Origin of the sequence: Hoeflea sp. CAU 1731 (assembly GCF_039888615.1) — a bacterium.
Classification (GTDB): Bacteria; Pseudomonadota; Alphaproteobacteria; order Rhizobiales; family Rhizobiaceae; genus Flavimaribacter.
In genome coordinates this window covers 183,264-203,610 of the sequence record NZ_JBDQQS010000004.1, presented here as the reverse complement: position 1 = coordinate 203,610, position 20,347 = coordinate 183,264, and the positions used below count along the sequence as shown (strand labels likewise).

Annotated in this window: 20 protein-coding genes; all 20 read right to left on the bottom strand. The window is 60.5% G+C overall.

The features are described from left to right. Window positions 1-154: 154 nt before the first annotated feature. Window positions 155-475, bottom strand: coding sequence for a BrnT family toxin (locus AAFN47_RS09010; protein ID WP_499808879.1), 321 nt, complete (start codon window positions 473-475; stop codon window positions 155-157). 212 nt (window positions 476-687) lie between these two features. After that, on the bottom strand, window positions 688-1,077 hold the full coding sequence (locus tag AAFN47_RS09005; RefSeq protein WP_499808878.1) for a RidA family protein: 390 nt from the start codon (window positions 1,075-1,077) through the stop codon (window positions 688-690). Between the two features lie 56 nt (window positions 1,078-1,133). Then, window positions 1,134-1,820, bottom strand: coding sequence for an ABC transporter ATP-binding protein (locus tag AAFN47_RS09000; RefSeq protein WP_499808998.1), 687 nt, complete (start codon window positions 1,818-1,820; stop codon window positions 1,134-1,136). Next, on the bottom strand, window positions 1,817-2,566 hold the full coding sequence (locus AAFN47_RS08995) for an ABC transporter ATP-binding protein (RefSeq protein WP_499808877.1): 750 nt from the start codon (window positions 2,564-2,566) through the stop codon (window positions 1,817-1,819). Before AAFN47_RS08995 ends, AAFN47_RS09000 begins: the two co-directional genes overlap by 4 nt. Further along, window positions 2,559-3,539, bottom strand: coding sequence for a branched-chain amino acid ABC transporter permease (locus AAFN47_RS08990; protein WP_499808876.1), 981 nt, complete (start codon window positions 3,537-3,539; stop codon window positions 2,559-2,561). Before AAFN47_RS08990 ends, AAFN47_RS08995 begins: the two co-directional genes overlap by 8 nt. A gap of 8 nt (window positions 3,540-3,547) precedes the next feature. Next, complete coding sequence (locus tag AAFN47_RS08985; RefSeq protein ID WP_499808875.1) at window positions 3,548-4,468, bottom strand: branched-chain amino acid ABC transporter permease; 921 nt, start codon at window positions 4,466-4,468, stop codon at window positions 3,548-3,550. Window positions 4,469-4,535: 67 nt separating this feature from the next. Beyond that, entirely contained in the window at window positions 4,536-5,681 is a 1,146-nt protein-coding gene (locus AAFN47_RS08980; RefSeq protein WP_499808874.1) for an ABC transporter substrate-binding protein, read from the bottom strand. A gap of 22 nt (window positions 5,682-5,703) precedes the next feature. Then, window positions 5,704-7,338: an AMP-binding protein gene (locus tag AAFN47_RS08975; protein ID WP_499808873.1), complete on the bottom strand. Its 1,635-nt coding sequence runs from the start codon at window positions 7,336-7,338 to the stop codon at window positions 5,704-5,706. Continuing rightward, window positions 7,335-8,507 carry an acyl-CoA dehydrogenase family protein gene (locus AAFN47_RS08970; protein WP_499808872.1) on the bottom strand — a complete coding sequence of 391 codons (1,173 nt, stop codon included), beginning with the start codon at window positions 8,505-8,507 and terminating at the stop codon, window positions 7,335-7,337. Before AAFN47_RS08970 ends, AAFN47_RS08975 begins: the two co-directional genes overlap by 4 nt. Further along, on the bottom strand, window positions 8,507-9,319 hold the full coding sequence (locus AAFN47_RS08965; protein ID WP_499808871.1) for an enoyl-CoA hydratase family protein: 813 nt from the start codon (window positions 9,317-9,319) through the stop codon (window positions 8,507-8,509). Before AAFN47_RS08965 ends, AAFN47_RS08970 begins: the two co-directional genes overlap by 1 nt. After that, window positions 9,316-9,786 (bottom strand): MarR family winged helix-turn-helix transcriptional regulator, encoded by a 471-nt coding sequence (locus AAFN47_RS08960; RefSeq protein WP_499808997.1) that lies wholly within the window; start codon window positions 9,784-9,786, stop codon window positions 9,316-9,318. The genes AAFN47_RS08965 and AAFN47_RS08960 overlap by 4 nt, the downstream gene beginning before the upstream one ends. A gap of 2 nt (window positions 9,787-9,788) precedes the next feature. Then, complete coding sequence (locus AAFN47_RS08955) at window positions 9,789-10,550, bottom strand: SDR family NAD(P)-dependent oxidoreductase (RefSeq protein WP_499808870.1); 762 nt, start codon at window positions 10,548-10,550, stop codon at window positions 9,789-9,791. A 2-nt stretch (window positions 10,551-10,552) separates the two neighbouring features. After that, window positions 10,553-12,838: a bifunctional salicylyl-CoA 5-hydroxylase/oxidoreductase gene (locus tag AAFN47_RS08950; protein WP_499808869.1), complete on the bottom strand. Its 2,286-nt coding sequence runs from the start codon at window positions 12,836-12,838 to the stop codon at window positions 10,553-10,555. A 138-nt stretch (window positions 12,839-12,976) separates the two neighbouring features. Continuing rightward, on the bottom strand, window positions 12,977-13,969 hold the full coding sequence (locus AAFN47_RS08945) for an ornithine cyclodeaminase family protein (RefSeq protein ID WP_499808868.1): 993 nt from the start codon (window positions 13,967-13,969) through the stop codon (window positions 12,977-12,979). Next, window positions 13,966-14,820 carry an alpha/beta fold hydrolase gene (locus tag AAFN47_RS08940; RefSeq protein ID WP_499808867.1) on the bottom strand — a complete coding sequence of 285 codons (855 nt, stop codon included), beginning with the start codon at window positions 14,818-14,820 and terminating at the stop codon, window positions 13,966-13,968. The genes AAFN47_RS08945 and AAFN47_RS08940 overlap by 4 nt, the downstream gene beginning before the upstream one ends. After that, a complete protein-coding gene (locus tag AAFN47_RS08935; RefSeq protein ID WP_499808866.1) occupies window positions 14,817-16,268 on the bottom strand; it encodes a M81 family metallopeptidase in 1,452 nt (483 codons plus the stop codon). The genes AAFN47_RS08940 and AAFN47_RS08935 overlap by 4 nt, the downstream gene beginning before the upstream one ends. A gap of 66 nt (window positions 16,269-16,334) precedes the next feature. Then, window positions 16,335-16,862: a TRAP transporter small permease gene (locus AAFN47_RS08930; RefSeq protein ID WP_499808865.1), complete on the bottom strand. Its 528-nt coding sequence runs from the start codon at window positions 16,860-16,862 to the stop codon at window positions 16,335-16,337. A 20-nt stretch (window positions 16,863-16,882) separates the two neighbouring features. Beyond that, window positions 16,883-17,863, bottom strand: a complete 981-nt coding sequence (locus AAFN47_RS08925; protein ID WP_499808864.1) for a TRAP transporter substrate-binding protein — start codon at window positions 17,861-17,863, stop codon at window positions 16,883-16,885. A gap of 40 nt (window positions 17,864-17,903) precedes the next feature. Next, window positions 17,904-19,193 carry a TRAP transporter large permease gene (locus tag AAFN47_RS08920; protein WP_499808863.1) on the bottom strand — a complete coding sequence of 430 codons (1,290 nt, stop codon included), beginning with the start codon at window positions 19,191-19,193 and terminating at the stop codon, window positions 17,904-17,906. Beyond that, window positions 19,190-20,320 (bottom strand): NAD(P)/FAD-dependent oxidoreductase, encoded by a 1,131-nt coding sequence (locus AAFN47_RS08915; RefSeq protein WP_499808862.1) that lies wholly within the window; start codon window positions 20,318-20,320, stop codon window positions 19,190-19,192. The genes AAFN47_RS08920 and AAFN47_RS08915 overlap by 4 nt, the downstream gene beginning before the upstream one ends. Window positions 20,321-20,347 lie beyond the last annotated feature (27 nt).

Sequence of the window (20,347 nt, the reverse complement as noted above, 5' to 3'; positions counted from 1 at the left end):
ATTTGCGTCGGAACCCCTGAACGGGCTGTCCGGCAGACCTGAGTCAGACAAGTCCGCCTTTGAGCCGAATGCGAGTTTCATCGTCCGGCGTCGCGAAAGATCGTATCGCGTGAGATCTTCCTGATCGACGAAGCGCCGGGCGTCCTCGTCAGATTCAAGCGAAGGCAAGGGTCGGCGCGTCACCGTCCGTCTCACATTCATAGTATCGGACTTCCTTCCTGCGCAGATAGCGGGCGCTGATCGGCCGGACAAGCGAAAGACTTCCGAAAAGGTTCATGCGGAACACCACGAAGACCGGCTGGCCGGATATGCTGTATCCGATCGCCTTGAACCTCGGTTCGCGGTTCCGATCGTCGGGATCGTCAAATATCGTCAATTCTCCGACGAAAACCGATTCAATTTCAGCTCTCGTCAAACCGTGCCTGGCGCAGACGGGCCAGTTGTCCCGGTCCCAGTCAAATCCGTCTACCTTCATCAATCCGCTTCAGAATATAAATAACAGAATTTCAACAAGTGCATGCAATATGGCGCGCCGGACTATCACCAGTCCGGCTTTTTAACAACTCCAAACATTTGAGGTGCCGTGCTCTCTGTCCGACGCCAGGCATTACGCAGGTCCTGCACGGCCATGCGCGGGCTTCGCCTAGACGCTTGTGAATCGGTTGCCGACAAATACACCGTTTGCCGTTATTCGACCACCGCGGTCGCCTCGATCTCAACCTTGGCGCGGTCTTCGATGAGGGCCGTCACCTGGACAACGGCCATCGCCGGGAAATTCCGGCCCATGACGCGCCTGTAGGCTTGTCCCAGTTCCTTCTGGCGCGCAACGTAAGCGCGCTTGTCGGTGATATACCACGTCAGGCGTACGATATGCTCCGGTCCTGCGCCGTCCTCGGCGATAATGTCGAGGATGTTCTGCAGGGTCTGCTCGCACTGGCCGACGAAATCGTCGGTTTCGAATTCCTGGTCGCCGTTCCAGCCGATCTGTCCGCCGGTCACGATAATACGGCCCGAAGCTGATATGCCGTTGGAATATCCCTTGGCCGGTTTCCAGCCATCAGGTTGAAGGAACTTCATGATCCCGTACTCTTCATTTGCGATTCCTCCTCAAGGACTTGCAGCCTTCAACCCGTTCACACGCCGAGATAACGGTCACGGATATCATCGGACAGGGCGGACGGCTCTCCGGTCCACACGCTCTTTCCCCGCTCCAGAATGGTGCAGCGATCGACGACCTTCAGCAGTTCCTTCAACGTCTTGTCGACGATGAGGATCGACTGACCCTCAGATTTCAGCATACTGATTGCGGCCCAGATCTCCTGGCGTATCACTGGCGCCAGTCCCTCTGTCGCCTCGTCCAGGATCAACAAAGCCGGGTTCGTCATCAGCGCACGTCCAACCGCCAGCATCTGCTGTTCTCCGCCGGAAAGCGTGTTGGACATCTGGTTGCGGCGCTCGGCGAGCCGCGGGAAGAGCCGGTTGACCCTGTCGAGCGTCCACGGTCCGGGCGTTGCGGCCACGAGCAGGTTTTCCACAACGCTCAGATTGCCGAAGCAGCGCCGCCCTTCAGGCACGAGCCCAATACCGAGACGCGCCACCCTGTGCGGCTTCAACCCTTCGAGTTCCTTGCCGCGAAACCGCACCGCGCCCGACCGGCAGGGCGTCAGCCGGCAAAGCGACCGTATCGTCGTGGTCTTGCCCATTCCGTTGCGGCCCATCAGCGCGACGACTTCACCTTCGTCCATCGTGAAATCGACGCCGAACAGAGCCTGCGAACGGCCATAGAACGTTTCAAGCCCGGAGATATCGAGAAGCATCAGTCTTCCTCCCCGAGATAAGCTTCGCGGACTTGCGCATTGTTGCGGATCTCTTCGACGGAGCCGGTGGCGATGACGTTGCCGTAGACGAGAACAGAAATCCTGTCAGCCAGCGAGAATACCGCCTCCATATCGTGCTCGATCAGCAGGATCGGAACTTTATGCCGAAGGGCGCCGAGGAAGGAGGTGAGCTGCTTCGAACCTTCCGGGCCCATGCCCGCCATCGGCTCGTCGAGAAGCAGAAGTTTTGGACGCAGGGCCAGAGCCATCGCCATTTCAAGCTGCCGGCGCTCACCGTGGGAAAGCTCCGCGGCGATAATGTCCGCGCGATCAGAGAGTCCGACTTCTTCCAGAACTGCACGGGCGGCGTCTATCAGCCGCCGGTCTTTCATGACCGGGCGGAAAAAACGGAAGCTCGATCCGTCGACCGCCTGGACCGCCAGCATGACATTGCGCAATGCAGAGAATTCGGGCGCAATCGACGAGACCTGAAAGGTTCGGCCGAGCCCGCACTGCGCCCGTTCGGCAACAGAAAGCGGCGCAAGATCGCGCCCGAGAAACCGTATCGTTCCGGAATCCGGACGCAGGAGCCCGGAAATTTGCTGGATCAAGGTCGACTTGCCGGCGCCGTTGGGTCCGATCAGCGCGTGAATCTCTCCGCCGCGCACATCGAGACTGACATTGTCGGTCGCCGTCAGCGCGCCGAACTGCTTGTTGAGGCCGTCTATCTGGAGAACAGCGTCAGCCATGGCGCGCCCTCCCGGCGATGAAGCCGATCAGGCCGCCGCGGGCAAACAGCACAACGCTGAGCAGGACGAGGCCCAGGAAGAACTGCCAGTGTTCGGTGACGCCTCCCAAATAGAACTCGAAGACAATAAAAAGCGCCGCACCCGCCACGGGTCCGAACAGCCGCCCGACGCCGCCGAGGATGACGAAGACCATGATCTCCCCGGACATGTGCCAGGACAAAGACGACGGGCTGACAAAGCGATTGAGGTCTGCGTAGAGAGCGCCTGCGAGCCCGGTGATCGCGGCTGAAATGACAAAGGCGACCAGACGGATCCTGAACGGCGCGATTCCGGTCGAAGCCAGCCGCACCTCGTTCTGCCGCGCCACCTGCAACGCCGCGCCGAACCGAGAGTCGCGGATGAGCATCGACAAGACCAGACAGACAATCAGGACGCCATAGCATATCAGGAAGAAGCTCATCGGGTTCATCGTGTTGACGCCCGGAAAGCCATTGCGAACATAGATCGAAAGTCCGTCCTCGCCGCCGTAGGCCGGCCAGGAAATCGCGAAATAGTAGATCATTTGCGCGAATGCGAGCGTGATCATGATGAAGTAGACGCCGGACGTCCTGAGCGCGATCGATCCGATCGCCAACGCAAGCAACGCGCAGACGAACAAGGCGACGGGCCAGATGACGAGCATCTGGTTGGTTCCCTCGATCGCAAACGGCCAGGTCACCAGCGGTTCATAGTTGAAGGCGTGCTGGGAGAGTATTCCGGCCACGTACCCGCCAACGCCAAAAAAGGCCGCGTGGCCAAAGGACACCATGCCTCCAAAGCCGAGCGCAATGTTGAGCCCGACGCCGGCCAGCGCCAGAATGACGACCCGCGTGACAAGGCTGACATAGAACGGCTCGTCCATCTGAAGAGCCACGAATGGAGCGACCAGAAGGGCCAGCAAGAGGACGATGTTGAAAAGTGTTTCGCGGCTCATCGACAGCCTCACGCGCGTGCTGCAAAAAGGCCCTGGGGCCGCAATGCCAGGATCAGCGCCATGAGAATGTAGATCGCCATTGACGCCAGCGCGGAGCCGACCGAGTTCGCCTGCGAGGGCGGCATAAACAGCTCGAAGAACTCCGGCAACAGGAAGCGTCCCATCGTATCGACCACGCCAACGAGGATCGAACCGATCAGCGCGCCCTTGATCGATCCGATGCCGCCTATGACGATTACCACGAAGGCGAGGATCAGAACCGGTTCGCCCATCCCGACCTGCACGGATTGCAACGCGCCGACCATGGCCCCGGCAAACCCGGCGAGCGCCGCGCCAAGCGCAAAGACGACCGTATAGAGATTGCGGATGTCGACACCAAGGGCCGCGATCATTTCGCGATCGGACTCGCCTGCCCGAATGCGCATGCCGAGCCTGGTTCGGGAAATCAGAAGGTAAAGACCGAAGGCGATCGCCAGTCCGACAATGATGATGGCCAGACGGTATACCGGATATTGGCTTCCACCCGGCAACGCCACAGCGCCCTGCAGGACTTTTGGAATATCGAGATAGAGAGGGAAGGATCCGAAGACCCATCGCGTGCCTTCCGAAAAGATAAGGATCAGCGCGAAAGTCGCCAGCACCTGGTCCAGATGATCGCGATCGTAGAGACGCCTGACAACTGCGATTTCAATGATGGCGCCAGCCGTCGCAGCGCCTGCAAGGCTCGCGACCAGACCAAGCCAGAACGAGCCGGTTGCAGCTGCTACCGTGGCGCAGAAAAACGCCCCGATCATATAAAGCGATCCGTGCGCCAGATTGATCAGCCCCATGACGCCGAAGACCAGCGTCAGCCCTGCCGCCATGAGAAACAGCATGACTCCGAACTGGACACCGTTGAGCAATTGCTCTGTCAGCAGCGCAAGATCCATTGGACGATCTGTCTTTTCGAAAAGGAAGGAATTGCGGGCCCGGCTATCGGGCCCGCAACGGCGTCAATTACATCTTGCAATCTTTTGCATAGGCGTCCGAATGGTTCTCCAGACCCATGCCGATGATCTTGTTGGTCAGCACGTCGCCTTCCATGACGACTTCGCGGACATAGATGTCCTGGATCGGATGGTTGTTGTTGGCGAACTCGAAATCGCCGCGAACACTGTCGAAATCAGCTTCTTTGAGAGCTGCGCGGAATTCGTCCATATCCTTCACGTCCGCCTTGTTCATAGCGGACAGGATGAGATTGGCTGTATCGAAGCCCTGGCTGGCGTAAAGCGAAGGCAGGCGGCCATATTCCTTCTGGAATTCCTCGACGAAGGTCTTGTTGGCCGGATTGTCGATATCCTTGGACCACTGGGACGTATTCTTGACGCCGAGAGCAGCGTCGCCGACGGCGCCGAGAATGCCCTGATCGAAGGAGAAAGCCGGTCCCAGAACCGGTTTATCGACGCCCGACTGGGCGTATTGCTTCATGAAGGCGATACCCATGCCGCCCGGCAGGAAGAAATAGACGCTGTCGGCGTCGGAAGCGCGGATCTGCGCGATTTCGGCGGCGTAGTCGGTCTGGCCGAGCTTGGTGTAGACCTCGTCAGCGACGTCGCCCTCGTAGAAGCGCTTGTAGCCGGTCAAAGCGTCTTTTCCGGCCGGATAGTTCGGAGCGAGAATGAAACTCTTGGTGTAACCGGCGGTGTTGGCGTAAGCGCCCATGGCCTCATGCAGATTGTCGTTCTGCCAGGCGGCGTTGAAATAGTTCGGGTTGCAGCCCGCGCCGGCAAGCTGCGACGGACCAGCGTTCGGAGAGATGTAGATCACGTCCTGCGCAACCGCGCCCGGAACGACGGCCATCGCCAGGTTCGACCAGATAATGCCGGTCAGAATATCGACCTTGTCGGCCTGGATCATCTTGTCAGCGAGCTGAACGGCGAGTTCCGGCTTGCGGGCGTCGTCTTCCACGATCACTTCCAGATCGTCGTTGCCGGCGAGTTTGGCGGCCAGCATGAAGCCGTCGCGCACATCGACGCCAAGACCGGCGCCGCCGCCGGACAAGGTGGTGATCATGCCTACCTTGACGGGTTCGGCTGTGGCTACGGCCACGCTCGCTACGCTCATGGAAAGCCCGATCAGGCTTGCAGCTATCAGTTTCTTCATGACAGTTCCTCTCTCATTTTGGCTATGTGTTGGTGTCTTTCAGGCGGAAACGCTGAATCTTGCCGGTTTGCGTTTTCGGCAATTCCTTGATGAACCGAATGGAGCGCGGATATTTGTACGGCGCAATGGTCGACTTGACATGATCCTGCAGCCGTTTGGCCGTATCATCGTTTTCCAGAATCCCCTCCACCAGAACGATATGCGCCTCGACGATCTGCCCACGCTCCTCGTCGGGAACGCCGATCACGCCGCATTCGGCGACATCGACATGCGCAAGCAGAGCCGCTTCAACTTCCGGCCCGGCTATGTTGTAGCCCGATGAAATGATCATGTCATCGGATCGCGCGAGAAAATGAAACATTCCCTCCTCGTCCTGCATGAAGGAATCGCCAGTCAGGTTCCAGCCTTCGCGCACATACACGGTCTGGCGCCGGTCGGCGAGATATCGACAACCGGTTGGTCCGCGCACGGCGAGACGTCCAGGCGCGCCGCGCGGCGCCTCGTTCATGTCATCATCGACGATTTTCGCCTGGTAACCGGTGACAGGCCATCCGGTCGATCCGGCCATCGAGTGACCGAGGCGATTGGAAATGAAGATATGCAGCATTTCGGTTGCGCCGATGCCGTCCAGAAGCGGTTTGCCGGTTTTCTCCATCCATGCGTCGTAGACCGGAGGCGGCAGCGTCTCGCCGGCTGAAACCGCGCAGCGCAGCGAAGAAAGGTCTGCGCCTTCTTCCATGGCGGCGAGCATCGCACGGTAGGCGGTGGGCGCGGTAAAGCAGATCGTCGCCTTGTAGGTCTGGATGATCTCGATCATGTTCGGGGGCGTGGCAGATTCCAGCAGGGTCGCGGCCGCGCCGAAACGCAAGGGAAAGATCGCCAGACCGCCGAGGCCGAAAGTAAAGGCGAGCGGCGGCGAACCGACGAAGACGTCGTCGGGCGTGACCCCCAGCACTTCTTTCGCGTAGCCGTCGGCGATGATCAGCAGGTCGCGATGAAAATGCATCGTCGCCTTGGGGTCGCCAGTTGTGCCGGATGTGAAGCCAAGCAGCGCAACGTCGTCCCGGCCGGTCTTCACCGCTTCGAAACGCACGGGTTTATTGAGCGCGATGCGGTCAAGCTCGGCGTCGTGATTGGCGGTGCCGTCAAAACCCACGACCTTGGCGAGATGCTTGCTGTCCTTGGCGCAAAGCACGAGTTCGTCCATCAGGCGCGTATCGCAGAGCGCCAGTCCGATTTCGGCCTTGTTGACGATTTTCGCAAGCTCGGAAGCCCGCAGCATGGGCATGGTGTTGACGACGACGGCGCCCGCCTTGGTCGCAGCAAGCCAGCAGGCAACCATCGCCGGATTGTTGGCCGAGCGGATCAGAACCCGGTTGCCCGGCTTGACGCCGTAATCCTCGACCAGCGCATGGGCGATGCGGTTCGTCCAGTCGGCGAGCTCCTTGTAGGTCCGCCTTCGGCCGTTTCCGATGAGAGCAGTGTGATCTCCAAATCCCTGCTCGACCATGCGGTCGGTCATCTCGACGCCGGCGTTCAGGTATTCAGGGTAAGAAAAGTTATCGAGAAGCAGGTCCGGCCATTCGTCGAAAGGCGGCAGATTGTCCCTTGCGAACGTATCCAGATGCGCAGAGGGACCGAGTTGAATGTCGCTCATGATGCGGCTCCTGTAGCGGCTTGCAGCGCCTGTCGGGCGATGATGACTTTCTGGACGTCGGACGCGCCCTCATAAATGCGCAGAGCGCGTATCTCGCGATAGAGGCTCTCGGTGATATGACCCTTTCGCACCCCGTCTCCGCCATGGATCTGCACGGCCTTGTCGATGACCGACTGCGCCTTGTCTGTGGCGTAGAGCTTGGCCATCGCGGCCTCACGCGTGATGCGCGGCGCGCCATTATCGCGTGTCCATGCGGCGCGGTAGATGAGCAGGGCCGCGGCGTCGATATCGAGCGCCATGTCGGCGATATGACCCTGGACCATCTGCAATTCGGAGAGAGGCGCGCCAAAGAGTTCGCGTTTTGCGGCGCGCGTCAGGGTCTCGTCGAGCGCCCGCCTGGCGAAGCCGAGGGCTGCGGCGCCAACGGTGGAGCGAAATACGTCCAGCACGGACATGGCGATGCGGAACCCCTCGCCCGGCCGACCGATCATTGCGGAGGCAGGCAACCGGCAATCGACAAACTCGAGACGCGCCAGCGGATGCGGCGCGATCACTTCGAGGCGTTCGGCGATATTCAGACCAGGCGTGTCTGCAGGAACCAGAAAGGCGCTGACGCCACGTGCGCCTTCGCCTTCGCCGGTGCGGGCGAAAACCGTGTAAACATCCGCGATGCCGCCATTCGATATCCAGGTCTTTTCACCGTTCAAAACATAGTCGTCGCCATCCCTGAGGGCCGAAAGCTCCATGTTGGCGACGTCGGATCCGGATCGCGGCTCGGACAGCGCAAAGGCAGAAATTGCGTCGCCGGCGCGCGTGCGCGGCAGCCATGCGCGTTTCTGCTCATCGGTTCCAAACAGCGATATCGCGCCGGTCCCGAGCCCTTGCATGGCGACAACGAAATCGGCCAGGCCATCATGACGCGCCATGATTTCGCGCATCAGGCAGATGGTGCGCACATCGATGCCGGAATTCTCATCATCCGGATCGATCGCGGTGTGTTTGAGGAAGCCGGCGTCGCCGATCAGTTTCACCAGCCCGCGGCAAGCCGCGTCCGTATCGGAATGATCGATGGTGATGAGCGCATTGGCCGCCCATTGGTCGAGTTCGTCATGAAACGCCGCGTGACGGCTTTCGAAGAAGGGCCAGTCAAGGAAAGTGCGATCGGCCATCAGTCGCCCTCAAAGACCGGTTTTTCCTTGGCGACGAAGGCGTCGTAGGCGCGCTTGAAATCGGCGGTCTGCATGCAGATCGCCTGGGCCTGGGCCTCCGCCTCGATCGCCTCGTCGATCGACATCGACCATTCCTGCTTCAGCATGGTCTTGGTCATCATGTGACCGAAGGTTGGCCCGGCTGCGAGTTTCTGCGCAAGCGTAACGGCTTCGGCTTCCAGTTCGCCGGCCTCCACGACGCGGTTGAAAAAGCCCCAGCGCTCGCCTTCTTCAGCCGACATGCTGCGGCCCGTGTAGAGCAACTCTGAGGCGCGACCCTGGCCGATGATGCGCGGCAGGATCGCGCAGGCGCCCATGTCGCAGCCGGCAAGTCCGACGCGGGTGAACAGAAAGGCCGTCTTCGCATCCGGCGAGGCCAGCCGGATGTCCGAAGACATTGCGATGATCGCGCCGGCGCCAACGCAAACGCCGTCAACCGCGGCGATCACCGGCTTGCCGCATCCGATCATCGCCTTGACGAGATCGCCGGTCATCCGGGTGAAGGCCAGTAGCTCCTTCATGCTCATCGAAATCAGCGGCCCGATAATGTCGTGCACATCGCCGCCCGAGCAGAAATTGCCGCCGTTCGAGCCGAATACGACCGCGTCCACATCGTCCGCATAGACGAGCGCGCGAAAACAGTCGCGCAGTTCGGCGTAGCTGTCGAAAGTCAGCGGATTCTTGCGATCCGGCCTGTCGAGCGTGACGATGGCGACCGATCCGTCCATCCTCCAGTTGAAATGCTCAGGCGCGAACGAAGCCATCGACGTCATGTGACCTTTCTCCCATTGATCGAAACATCCCCCAGCAGGGCAAGCAGTCGGGCGGCGTCCTCATCTTCGAGCGAGCCCAGCATGGAATTGACCCAGCCTTCGTGAACCTCGGCCATCTTTGCGAAGGATTTCTGGCCGTCCCCGGTCAATCTGACCTGCATGGCGCGCCGGTCGCCCTCGACCGGGTTCCGCACGACCAGGCCGTCCTGAACGAGCCGCTCGATAATGCCGGTCACATTGCCGTTCGACACCATCAGCGCCTCGGAGAGTTCGGACATCTTCATGCCCTCCCCCTTTCGGTATAGGGCGGCAAGCACATCGAACCGCGGCAGGGTGGTGGCGAACTCCACGCGCAGTCGCTCGCGGATTTCGCTCTCAATGCGCCGCGACAGTTTCAGCAGACGGATCCAGATGCGCAGCCTCTGCTTTGCGTCCAAATCCGCGACCGGCGCCGGTTCCAGTTCCAGGTTCATATAGCGCCGCCGGACAACACGATGGCCTGACCGTTGACGGAATCCGAATTGGGACCGCAAAGCCACAATACGGTCTGCGCGACTTCAGTCGGCTGGATGAAACGACCCGACGCCGTGCCTTTCAGAATAGCGTTGGCCGCCTCTTCGCGGCTCATTCCGGTCTTCTCGCGAATATTGGAAAGCGTGCGCTCCAGCATCGGCGTTTCCGTATAGCCGGGACAGATGGCGTTGACCGTGATCCCCGACTTCGCAAGTTCGATCGACATCGACTTGGTCAGGCCGACGACGCCATGCTTGGCGGCTGTGTAGGCCGCGGTATAGGCGGAGCCCCGCAGGCCTGCGATGGAAGCGATCGGGATCATGCGACCCCAGCCTTTCTCCTGCATGTCGGACAGCGCCGCCTTCAGCGTCAGGAACACGCCGGTCAGGTTGACGTCGATCATCCGTTTCCAGGCATCGAGATCAAGGTTCGCAAATGAATGGCTTTCAGCCGCGCCCGCATTGGCCACGACGATGTCGGCGGGGCCGGAATGGTCGCGCATTTTTGCAAAGGCGGCGTCGACGGACGCCGGATCGGTGACATCGCATTCGACAGTGGAAATCAGCGCGGTCTGTTCGGCGACCTCGGCCAAAGCCTCCTTGCGACGACCGCTGATCGTCACGCGCGCGCCCGCTTCAGCAAGCGCCAGCGCCACCGCCGCGCCGACGCCTGTGCCGCCGCCGGTCACCAATGCATGTCTTCCGGAAAGATCGCTCATGCTCACACCTTCATCGTCGGGGTCTCGCCGCGCTCGGCAAGACGGGTCATCTGGTCGCGGCCGGCAAGATAGGGCGACGGCCACGCCGTTTCGCCGTCCTTCAGCGCGACGGCGGCGTGCAATGTCCAGTAGGGATCGGCCAGATGCGGCCGGGCGAGACAGACAAGGTCCGCGCGACCGGCCATCAGGATCGAATTCACATGATCGGGTTCGTAGATGTTGCCGACAGCCATCGTCGCCATTCCGGCTTCGTTGCGGATGCGATCGGAAAACGGCGTCTGGAACATGCGGCCATAGACCGGTTTTGCGAGGATCGACGTCTGCCCTGCGGAGACGTCGCAAATATCCACCCCGGCCTCGTTCAGCATGCGCGCGATTTCGACCGCCTCGTCAGGGGTGACTCCGCCGTCGCCGACCCAGTCATTGGCGGAAATGCGGACGGAAATGGGCTTGCCTTCCGGCCAGACGGCGCGGATGGCGCGATACACTTCCAGCGGATAGCGCATGCGGTTTTCAAGGCTGCCTCCGTATTCGTCATCGCGGCTGTTGGTCAGCGGCGTGATGAAGGCCGAGAGCAGATAGCCGTGGGCGGCATGGATTTCCAGCATATCGAAGCCGCAACGCTGCGCCATTCCGGCTGAGGCCACAAATTGGTCGCGCACCAGGTCCATATCCGCCCGGCTCATCGCCTTCGGCGTCTGGTTGCGTTCGGACCAGGCGACGTCCGACGGCGCCATCAGGTCCCAGTTGCCGTCAAGCAACGGCGCGTCGATTTCCTCCCAGCCAAGCTGGGTCGATCCCTTGGCGCCGGAATGGCCAAGCTGGACGCAGACCTTCGCATCGGTTTCTGCGTGCACGAAATCGACGATGCGCTTCCACATAGCTTCATGTTCCGGGGCATAGAGGCCGGGACAGCCGGGCGTGATGCGGCCTTCCGGACTAACGCAGGTCATCTCGGTATAGACTAGGCCCGCTCCGCCTTTTGCTCTTTCACCGTAATGGACCAGGTGCCAGTCTGTCGGACAGCCGTCGACCGCCTTGTATTGCGCCATGGGTGAAACCACGACCCGGTTTTTAAGCGACAGGTCGCGCAGGCGATACGGCGCGAACATGGGCGCACGGTGACCGTTGCTGCCCGCCTGTTGCTGAAACCAGCCTTCTGCGCGACGCATCCATTCGGGATCGCGCATGCGCAGGTTCTCGTGGCTGATCCGCTGCGAGCGCGTCAGCAGCGAATAGTTGAACTGCACCGGATCGAGATGCAGATAGCGCTCGACATTCTCGAACCATTCGGTGGAGTTGCGCGCCGCCGACTGGAGCCGCAACACTTCGACGCGACGCTCGTCCTCATAACGGTCAAAGGCCGTCTGCATCGATTGCTCGCTGTCGATATAACCGGCGAGCGCAATGGCGCTCTCCATGGCGAGCTTGCTGCCGGAACCGATCGAAAAATGAGCTGTCGCGGCAGCATCGCCCAACAGTACGATGTTTTCGTGCGACCAGCGTTCGCACAGCACACGCGGGAAGTTGATCCAGGCCGAACCGCGCACATGATTGGCGTTCGACATGAGACCGTGGCCGTCGAGATAATTTGCAAAGATCCGCTCGCAGGCAGCGACGGACTCTTCCTTTGACATGGCGCCGAAGCCGAATTTCTCCCAGGTCTCCTCACGACATTCCACGATGAAGGTCGCGGTGTCGTCATCAAACTGGTAGGCGTGCGCCCAGACCCAGCCATGCTCCGTTTCCTCGAAGATGAAGGTAAAAGCGTCGTCGAATTTCTGATGCGTGCCAAGCCAGACGAACTTGCATTCGCGCACGTCGATATCCGGCTTGAACGCGGCTTCGTAGCGGCTGCGCGTCTTGGAATTCAGCCCGTCCGACGCCACGACAAGGTCATAGTCGGAAGCCAGTTTTTCGATGTCGTCGACTTCCGTCTCGAAGCGCAACTCGATGCCCAGTTCGCGCGCTCTGGCCTGCAGGATCAGAAGCAATTGCTTGCGGCCGATGCCGCAGAAACCGTGACCGGTGGACAGTTCACGGACGCCGCGATAGTGGACGGCGATATCGTCCCAATAGGCGAAATGCATGCGGATCTCGGCCGCGCTGACGGCGTCATTCGCCTCAAGATTGTCGAGGGTCTCGTCGGAAAGAACAACGCCCCAGCCGAAGGTGTCGTCAGGACGGTTCCGCTCGATGACGACGATCTCGTGACCGGGATCGCGCAGCTTCATGCTGATCGCGAAATACAGGCCGCCCGGCCCTCCTCCAAGACATGCGATACGCATTCAGCCCTTCCCCGTGTGTTCGGCTGTTCCCGTGGGACAGCTCTTGTTCACCGAGGACAGGCTGCCACCGATCCAAATTTATTTCAAGCTTAAAATTTTTAGGCTGCGTGAAATCTCGGCGCGCATCATATGCTACGATCAGAGTGTTACTTTTGAACCAATGCCGGCGGGAAGGGCCTGTTCGTAAATCCAGGCGGCGGCCGCAAGATCCTGCGCGACGATTCCGAGCGATCTGTAGAGCGTGATTTCGCTCTCAGTGCGCCTGCCCTCGACTTTTCCGGAAAGGACTTCTCCTATTTCGCCGCGAATATCATCTTCTCTGATCAGGCCTTTATCGATCGCCTCCATCACTTCACCCGCCGCCGTCAGGGTCGAATCCCGATAGTCCACGAACAGCGCGGAGCGGGTAACGAGTTCCGGATGGATTTCGCGCATGGAAGGGATGGACGAACCGACAATATTGAGATGCGTCGACGGCTTGACCCAGTCTGTCTCGATGAAAGGCTCCGCCGACGCGGTGACCGTGCAAACGACATCGGCTTCGCCAATTGCCCTTTCGAAATCGGAACCCGGAACGAACGAAGCGTTTGCATGCCTGAGACTGGCGCGATGGGCGAGCGCTTCGGCCTTGCCAAAGTCGCGACCGGCGATGTGCACGACGTCAAATTTGCGAACGGCCAGCATAGCGTCGATATGGTGGTCGGCCTGCTCTCCCGTTCCTATGATCGCCAGGACCGAGACCTTTTCTCTCGCCAGGGCGCGGGTGGCGACCGCGCTCGCCGCCGCCGTGCGCACGGCGGTGAGGAGGTCAGCGTTCATCATGGCGACCGCGCCGCCATACTCGCTGTCAAACAGCACCATGGCGCCCTGGTGGGAGGAATATCCGTATTTGGGATTGTCGGGATAAAGACTGAGCATCTTCATTCCGAAATACCGCCTGCCGCCTTCGCTCTCCGTCAGCATGGCGCCCGGCATGACGCCCATCCTGTTGGGAGCGCCGACATCCACCGTGAACCGGCGTGGAATATTCACTTTTCCGTCGGAGACATCGATCATGACTTTTTCAATGACGTCGATCGCCGTCTTCATCGAAAACAGCTTGTCCACGTCCTCGTTCGACAGAACAATCATCGTTCGCGCATCTCGTCCTTGCCCCAGACGGCCCCATCCTCGATGAGGCCCAGCCGTTCCTCCAGGAGGGCGGTATAGTCCGCCGGACGCACGACATACGGAAAGTGACCGCCCTTGAGGAAACGATAGGATACAGCTGGGCTCGCGAAAGCGCGAACCCCTTCGCGAATTGGCGGCGGAATAAGCGGATCATCGACAGATTCAATCGTGCAGACGCGATCGGCAGGCAATTCGATGCGCGGCAGAGGCGGCGCATATTTGATCGCCATCAGGCGCGATCTCAGATTGGGCTCGGGAATACCGCCATTGACGTCTTCCATCAGCATGCCGATCAGGGGGGCGAGCGACGGATCGGCCTCGACCGATTTGGACATGCCGTCCGAGAAATCCTTGCGGATGAGTTCGATCGGCGTATTGGCGAGATCAAGCGCATAGGGCGGCGCCTGTACGGCGAATTCGGTCGACGACAATGTGTTGGCGGCGAAAATGCTTTCGCAACGGTGCGGCCTGGTCGCCGCGAAATATTGCACGAAATAACCGCCAAGGGAGGAGCCGAGAATATGCGCGCTGGCGAACCCGGCGTTGTCCATGAGGGTCTCGAGATCGGACGACCATTCCTCGATATCGTGACTGTCGGGATAGGTGAGCGCCAGGATTTGCACCCTGTCTTTCAAGGCTTCGATCTGCTGCCAGAAAATCTCCGCCTTGCCGAGCGTGCCCGGAATGAGAACAAGCGCCGGACCGCTGTCGCCGACCCTGATGGAACCCCATTGACGCGGCCCGAACGTTGTTTGCTCAACCGGATTGGCTGCGAGAAAGGCGTTGCGGGATTCGATGAAAGGATTGGTCATAGTTCGAGATCCTCGACAACAGGCCAGTAATTGCGTTCCCTTTTGGTATAGGGAATGATTGTGAAATCAGGCGTTATGGAGCCCGGCGTTGCAACATAGATAACCTCAGACGCGATCGGCGAAAACCCTGCGTAGAAATGCTGCGATGATTTCACCACAACCATGTGACAGGCCGCGAGGTCGACGCCCATCGCCGTGAAGGCTTCCGGATGGAAAGTCTGGGTGCGAATATCGTTGACGATCAGATCGACGCCATTGCTCCTGAGCCAAACGGCATTGCCGATGGGCGACGGCGTGGGTCCAAAACGCTGCTGGACATCGTCGCGGATCGCCATGACCTTCGCCCTGATGTCCACGGGATCGCCCGACATCGGGCTGCATTTGCCGCCTAGCCGGAAATCCAGTTCGGCGCCCACGCCCGCCTCGCGGCAAATGCGCACGACAATCGGGTCCCAGAACAGGCCCATTGCGACATTCGTCAGCCCGCGGCGCATTACTTCCGCCAGCATGAAAGTCGCGTCGCTGGAGGCGCCGCCGCCCGGATTGTCGGCGGTATCGGCAAGCACAACAGGTCCTTCAAGCTTCTGCGCCTGATCGAGGGCCTCATACAGATCGGGATAGTCGCGCTTGAGATCCCACCGCATGTCGAAGAGTTTCCGTCCGAATGTCTCGGCTGTGCGCTGCGCCAGCGCCGCATCCCCGTCGGTAATGGCGACCATACGCGTACCGACGCGCGGACTATCGCCCCATGGAAAACCGTGGGCGAGCGACAGAGACAGGACGCCGTCCTTGCCTTCTGCAGCCTTCATCGCGTCGACGAACCCACGCATCGGTTCGCGCGGCGTGTGATAGGCGCTGATCATGCGGCAATCGAAATCCGCCATGACCGGTTTCGTCTTGCCTTCCGCCGCTGAAACAGCGAGCGCGAACAGCTCTTCGGCGCGCTCCGGAATGTCCGTGTGTGGATATTCCTTGAAGCAGACAAGAAGATTGGCGTTTTCCAGCATTGCGTCCGTCAGGTGGCAATGCGGGTCGAGTTCGGCGCCGATGACGGTCTTTTCGCCGCAAATCTGACGCGCGCGCGTGATGATGTCGCCCTCGCAGTCATCATAACCGTCAGCGATCATTGCGCCGTGCATGCCGAACAGGACGACATCGACCTCGCCCGCATCCTTCAGGTTTTGCAGCAATTCATCCCGCAATTCCTCATAGACCGGCTTGACGGTCGGTCCACCCGGCTGGGCGTAGGCGAAGAGGCCTTCGACCACCTTGTGACCAGCGGCTTCCGCCATGCGACGCCAGATATGAAGCGGCGCGCTAAAGGGCTCGGCCTGTTTCGCCGTAGCGTCGCCATGGGCGATCATGCCTTCTTCGAAACTGATCATTCCTGTTGGCAGAGGCGCGAAGGAGTTTGTCTCCGTCGCGATGCCTCCAATGAATACTTTCATGCTGGCTGCTCCTGAATGCTCAGATGGGATGAGAGAGCAATCTCTCGCTTCAGATGGACAGGTGTTTCACTCGCCTGCCGCGGAAATCCGGCTAAGGCGCGTGAGAACATCGGCGATCACGTGAACTACGATAAAGGCGAACGCTATGGGGATGGCTGCGGTGAAAAACAGCATCGGCACGCCCAGCATCTCGGCTTCCCGGCCGAGCGTGCGCGCCAGAAACCCCTTGGCGATATTCATGCCTCGTCCGAAGAAGGAATAGTAAAGGATCGGCGCAACGAAAATGAAAACGCCAGCGGCGCGGACCAGAGCGAGGGCGAGACCACGCCCGCCATCGCGTTTGACCATGTCGGGAAACAGGGTCGGGTCCTGCTTCATGCGAAACGCAGCGGATGCGCCGAGAAGTCCGGCCCAGACCATTGCGTAGCGGGCCGTTTCCTCGGTCCAGATCGGCGGAGCGTCGAAAATGTACCGGGCGATCACCTGAAACCCCGCGGAGGCGACCATGACGACAATCGCCAGGGCCGCCCCCGTCAGGGCGACGCCATTCAAGGTCGACGATATCCTGTCGACGATTTCTGCCGCTGAGCGCATCGCCCGGTTCCCGTCAGCGCTTATTTCGACTTTGCCATGGTCCAGGCTTCGATCTGCTCGGCCGTGAGCTGGCCGTCCTTGTAGATCGCTTCCGACGCCTTGACGAATTCGTCGCGCGCTTCATCGGTCAGTTCCACGACTTCGACGCCGGCTTCGCGCAGTTTGCCGAGAATTCCGGAACGACCGCTCAGCCAGTCGCGGTTGGCCTTGTCGGCGGCCTTGACGGCGTCATCGACGGTCGTACGCTCTTCATCGGTCAGACCTTCATACCAGTCTTCCGATGCGATCACGATGCGAACCGATTGGGAGATATTGGCGTCGGTGAAGTGCTTGATGAAGTCCGTGTGGCCAAACATCAGCGGCACGAAAGGCGGGTTGAGATATCCGTCGGCTACACCGGTCTGTAGCGCGTTCGGCACTTCGGCCCAGCTGACGACGGTTCCCGTGGAGCCCCAGGCTTCGAACAGATCGATCTGGGTTTCGTCGAGCGCACGCATGCGCAGATCTGCAAGATCGGCCATTTTGTTGACCGGATGCTTGGTGTTGAAGATGCCCGTTCCAACGCCAACGCTGTCGACGGCGAGAACCCTGACGCCCTTCGGCGTGGTGCCTTCATTGATCTTCGCCAGCATGCCGCCGTCATAAAGGGCGGTGTCGACTTCACCCATGTCGGTGAAGAAGTAAGGCAGATAAAGACCGAAAATCAGACTTTCGAGCCCGCCGGCCGACTTGACCGGCGCCATCGCGACTTCGACGAGGCCCTGCGAGACCTGGTCGAGTAGCTCGTCGTCTCCGCCGAGCGCGCCGCGCTGGTATTCCTCGGCTGTCATTCCGTGCTCGTTCAAATAGGTCACGAAGGTATGCGCCCAGACATAACTTCCCGACTGTTCCAAATCGGGCGGGCTGTCCAGCGCCACCTTGACGGTATCCGCCGCCATCGCCTGACCGACCGTCAAGGCCAGCCCGAAAAGGGCCGATGTTGCAAGAGATGCATATTTCATTTCCATTCTCCTTTGTTTTGACAGGCTCGCCCTTCGGGCGTCAGCCTCCTCCCACCAAACCCATGGCGCGCGGCAGCGCCAGGCTGATCTCCGGCACGGCGACAAGCAGCGCCAGAACCCCTATTTCCACGACAACAAAAGGCAGCACCGCTCTCGCAAGAGCCCAATAGTTGACCTTGCTGACTGCCGACACAACGAGCAGACAACCGCCAAGAGGCGGCGACACCAGCCCGATACAAAGATTGAAGCAGATAACAATTCCCAGGTGAACTGGATCGACGCCCTGGGCAAGGGCGACCGGCGCCATGAGAGGCACGAGCAAAGCCAACGCCACTGGTATGTCGAGCACCATGCCGGCCAGAATGAAGACGACGTTCATCGCGATCATGTATTCCAGTGGGCCGAGACCCAGATTGGAGACCATCGCCGAAATGGCTTCCGGAATTCGCTCCAGCGCGGCCAGGTGACCGAGCGCGGCGACCGCTGTCAGGATCATGAAGATCGATCCGGTCAGGATCGCGGTTCGCTTCAGGCTTTCGACGACCCCTTCCACCGTCAGTCCAGTATAGAATTGTCCGGCGGCAAGTGCCGCGATCACAGCCACGGCGGCGGCTTCGGTCGGCGTCATCCAGCCGAGAACGATCCCGCCAACGATGATGAGCGGCAGGCAGATCGCAGGAAGCGACACCAGGAACGTACGCAGGAGCGCTGGCGTCTCACCCTTGGTCGCCCGCGGATGATCCTGTTTCCAGGCGAACCAGGCGTTGACGGAGAAGAGCGCCGCGGCAAGAACGAGGCCGGGCACGATGCCCGCGATGAACAGCGCCGAGACCGATGTTTCCATCAATGCGCCATAGAAGATCAGGATAATCGATGGTGGAACAATCGGGCCGATGATCGCCGAAGCCGCGGTGATCGCTCCGGCATAGGTTTTCGTGTAGCCGCGCTCTTCCATGGCGGGGACCAGGGTGTTCGAAAGCGCCGCGGCGTCGGCGACAGCCGACCCTGAAATTCCGGCGAAGAAGACACTCGTCAGGATGTTGACGTGACCGAGTCCGCCGCGGAGCCGGCCGACAAGGGCCATGGAAAGATCGATCAACGCGCGCGTCACGCCCGCCCGGTTCATAATCTCCCCCGCCAGGATGAAGAGTGGCATCGCCATCAGCGCAAAAACGTCGATCTTGGAAAAGATCTGTTGCGGCAGGATCGCGAGATAGCGGCTGTTGTCGGTGGCGAGAAACGCGAGAACGCTTGCTGCGCCGATGACATAGGCAAGCGCGAGGCCGGACAGAAGCAATACGACAGCGACGACCGGCGCGATCCAGATCATGCCGCCCGCCCCAATCGGTCAGGAGACAGCGAGTGAACCGACATGCCATAGGACGTCAAACCTGCCGGTATGTCTTCGCCCCTGACAAGCGCGGCGGCAAATCGCGAAAGACCCGGCGCCGACTGAATGCCGTAGCCGCCCTGCCCGGCAAGCCAGAAGAATCCCCGGCCATCCGGCTCGAAACCGCAAACCGGCTCGCCGTCCGCCACAAAACTGCGCAGTCCCGCCCAGCTGTTGTGGATCCGCCGAACTTCTATGTTGAAAGCCTGCTGGATCCGGTCGATGCAAATTGCAACGTCCAGCTCCTCGGGCTGCACGTCGCAAGGCTCTGTCGGCGTCGCATCGGCCGGCGAAATCAGGAACCGACCGGCGTCGGGCTTGAGATAGAACTCCTCGTCTATGTCAACGACCATCGGCCGTTCATTGGCCTCCGTTCCCGCCGGCGCGTCGATGACCATTGCAGTGCGACGCTTGGGGACGATGCCAATCGGCTCGACGCCCGCGAGCGCAGCCACCTCGTCCACCCAGGCCCCGGCCGCATTGACGACAATATCGGCGAAAAACGTTCCGGTTTCGGTTTCGAGCGTCCACCGTCCGTCATGGCTGAGGCCTCTTAGCCCGGCGTTGCAGACAAGATCGCCGCCCTGTTTTCGGAAGCCCCGAAGATAGCCCTGATGCAAGGCGTTGACGTCGATGTCGCGCGCTTCGGACTCCATCATCGCTGCGGCGACATAGTCTTCCCGAAGCAAGGGCCAGAGCGCCAGCGCCTCAGCGCGATCGACGGGCCTGACGCTGCCACTGGCGGACTGGAGGCGGCAGGTTTCTTCGAGCTTTGCCTCTTGATCACGCCGCGCGACGAATAGAACGCCACGGGGCGTCAAAAGATCGGTATCGGTGAAACATTCAGGCGGATTTTCATAGAAGGAGCGGGAAAACCGCGTCAACGACTGGATGGAAGACGGTCCGTAGGTTTCGGAAAACAGCGCTGCAGAGCGGCCAGTCGTGTGGTAGCCCGGCTGACTTTCACGTTCCAGAACCAGCACGCGCGCCGATTTCGCCAGCTCATACGCGATCGAAGCGCCGGCAATGCCGGCGCCGACAACTGCGATATCATATGTCGAATCCACTCGCGAAGCCAAGCCACGCTTCCCCTG

Coding starts and splice junctions, on each gene's coding strand:
- AAFN47_RS09010 (WP_499808879.1), bottom strand. CDS start 475: ATGAAGGTAGACGGATTTGACTGGGACCGGGACAACTGGCCCGTCTGC.
- AAFN47_RS09005 (WP_499808878.1), bottom strand. CDS start 1,077: ATGAAGTTCCTTCAACCTGATGGCTGGAAACCGGCCAAGGGATATTCC.
- AAFN47_RS08995 (WP_499808877.1), bottom strand. CDS start 2,566: ATGGCTGACGCTGTTCTCCAGATAGACGGCCTCAACAAGCAGTTCGGC.
- AAFN47_RS08990 (WP_499808876.1), bottom strand. CDS start 3,539: ATGAGCCGCGAAACACTTTTCAACATCGTCCTCTTGCTGGCCCTTCTG.
- AAFN47_RS08985 (WP_499808875.1), bottom strand. CDS start 4,468: ATGGATCTTGCGCTGCTGACAGAGCAATTGCTCAACGGTGTCCAGTTC.
- AAFN47_RS08980 (WP_499808874.1), bottom strand. CDS start 5,681: ATGAAGAAACTGATAGCTGCAAGCCTGATCGGGCTTTCCATGAGCGTA.
- AAFN47_RS08975 (WP_499808873.1), bottom strand. CDS start 7,338: ATGAGCGACATTCAACTCGGTCCCTCTGCGCATCTGGATACGTTCGCA.
- AAFN47_RS08970 (WP_499808872.1), bottom strand. CDS start 8,507: ATGGCCGATCGCACTTTCCTTGACTGGCCCTTCTTCGAAAGCCGTCAC.
- AAFN47_RS08965 (WP_499808871.1), bottom strand. CDS start 9,319: ATGACGTCGATGGCTTCGTTCGCGCCTGAGCATTTCAACTGGAGGATG.
- AAFN47_RS08955 (WP_499808870.1), bottom strand. CDS start 10,550: ATGAGCGATCTTTCCGGAAGACATGCATTGGTGACCGGCGGCGGCACA.
- AAFN47_RS08950 (WP_499808869.1), bottom strand. CDS start 12,838: ATGCGTATCGCATGTCTTGGAGGAGGGCCGGGCGGCCTGTATTTCGCG.
- AAFN47_RS08945 (WP_499808868.1), bottom strand. CDS start 13,969: ATGATTGTTCTGTCGAACGAGGACGTGGACAAGCTGTTTTCGATGAAG.
- AAFN47_RS08940 (WP_499808867.1), bottom strand. CDS start 14,820: ATGACCAATCCTTTCATCGAATCCCGCAACGCCTTTCTCGCAGCCAAT.
- AAFN47_RS08935 (WP_499808866.1), bottom strand. CDS start 16,268: ATGAAAGTATTCATTGGAGGCATCGCGACGGAGACAAACTCCTTCGCG.
- AAFN47_RS08930 (WP_499808865.1), bottom strand. CDS start 16,862: ATGCGCTCAGCGGCAGAAATCGTCGACAGGATATCGTCGACCTTGAAT.
- AAFN47_RS08925 (WP_499808864.1), bottom strand. CDS start 17,863: ATGAAATATGCATCTCTTGCAACATCGGCCCTTTTCGGGCTGGCCTTG.
- AAFN47_RS08920 (WP_499808863.1), bottom strand. CDS start 19,193: ATGATCTGGATCGCGCCGGTCGTCGCTGTCGTATTGCTTCTGTCCGGC.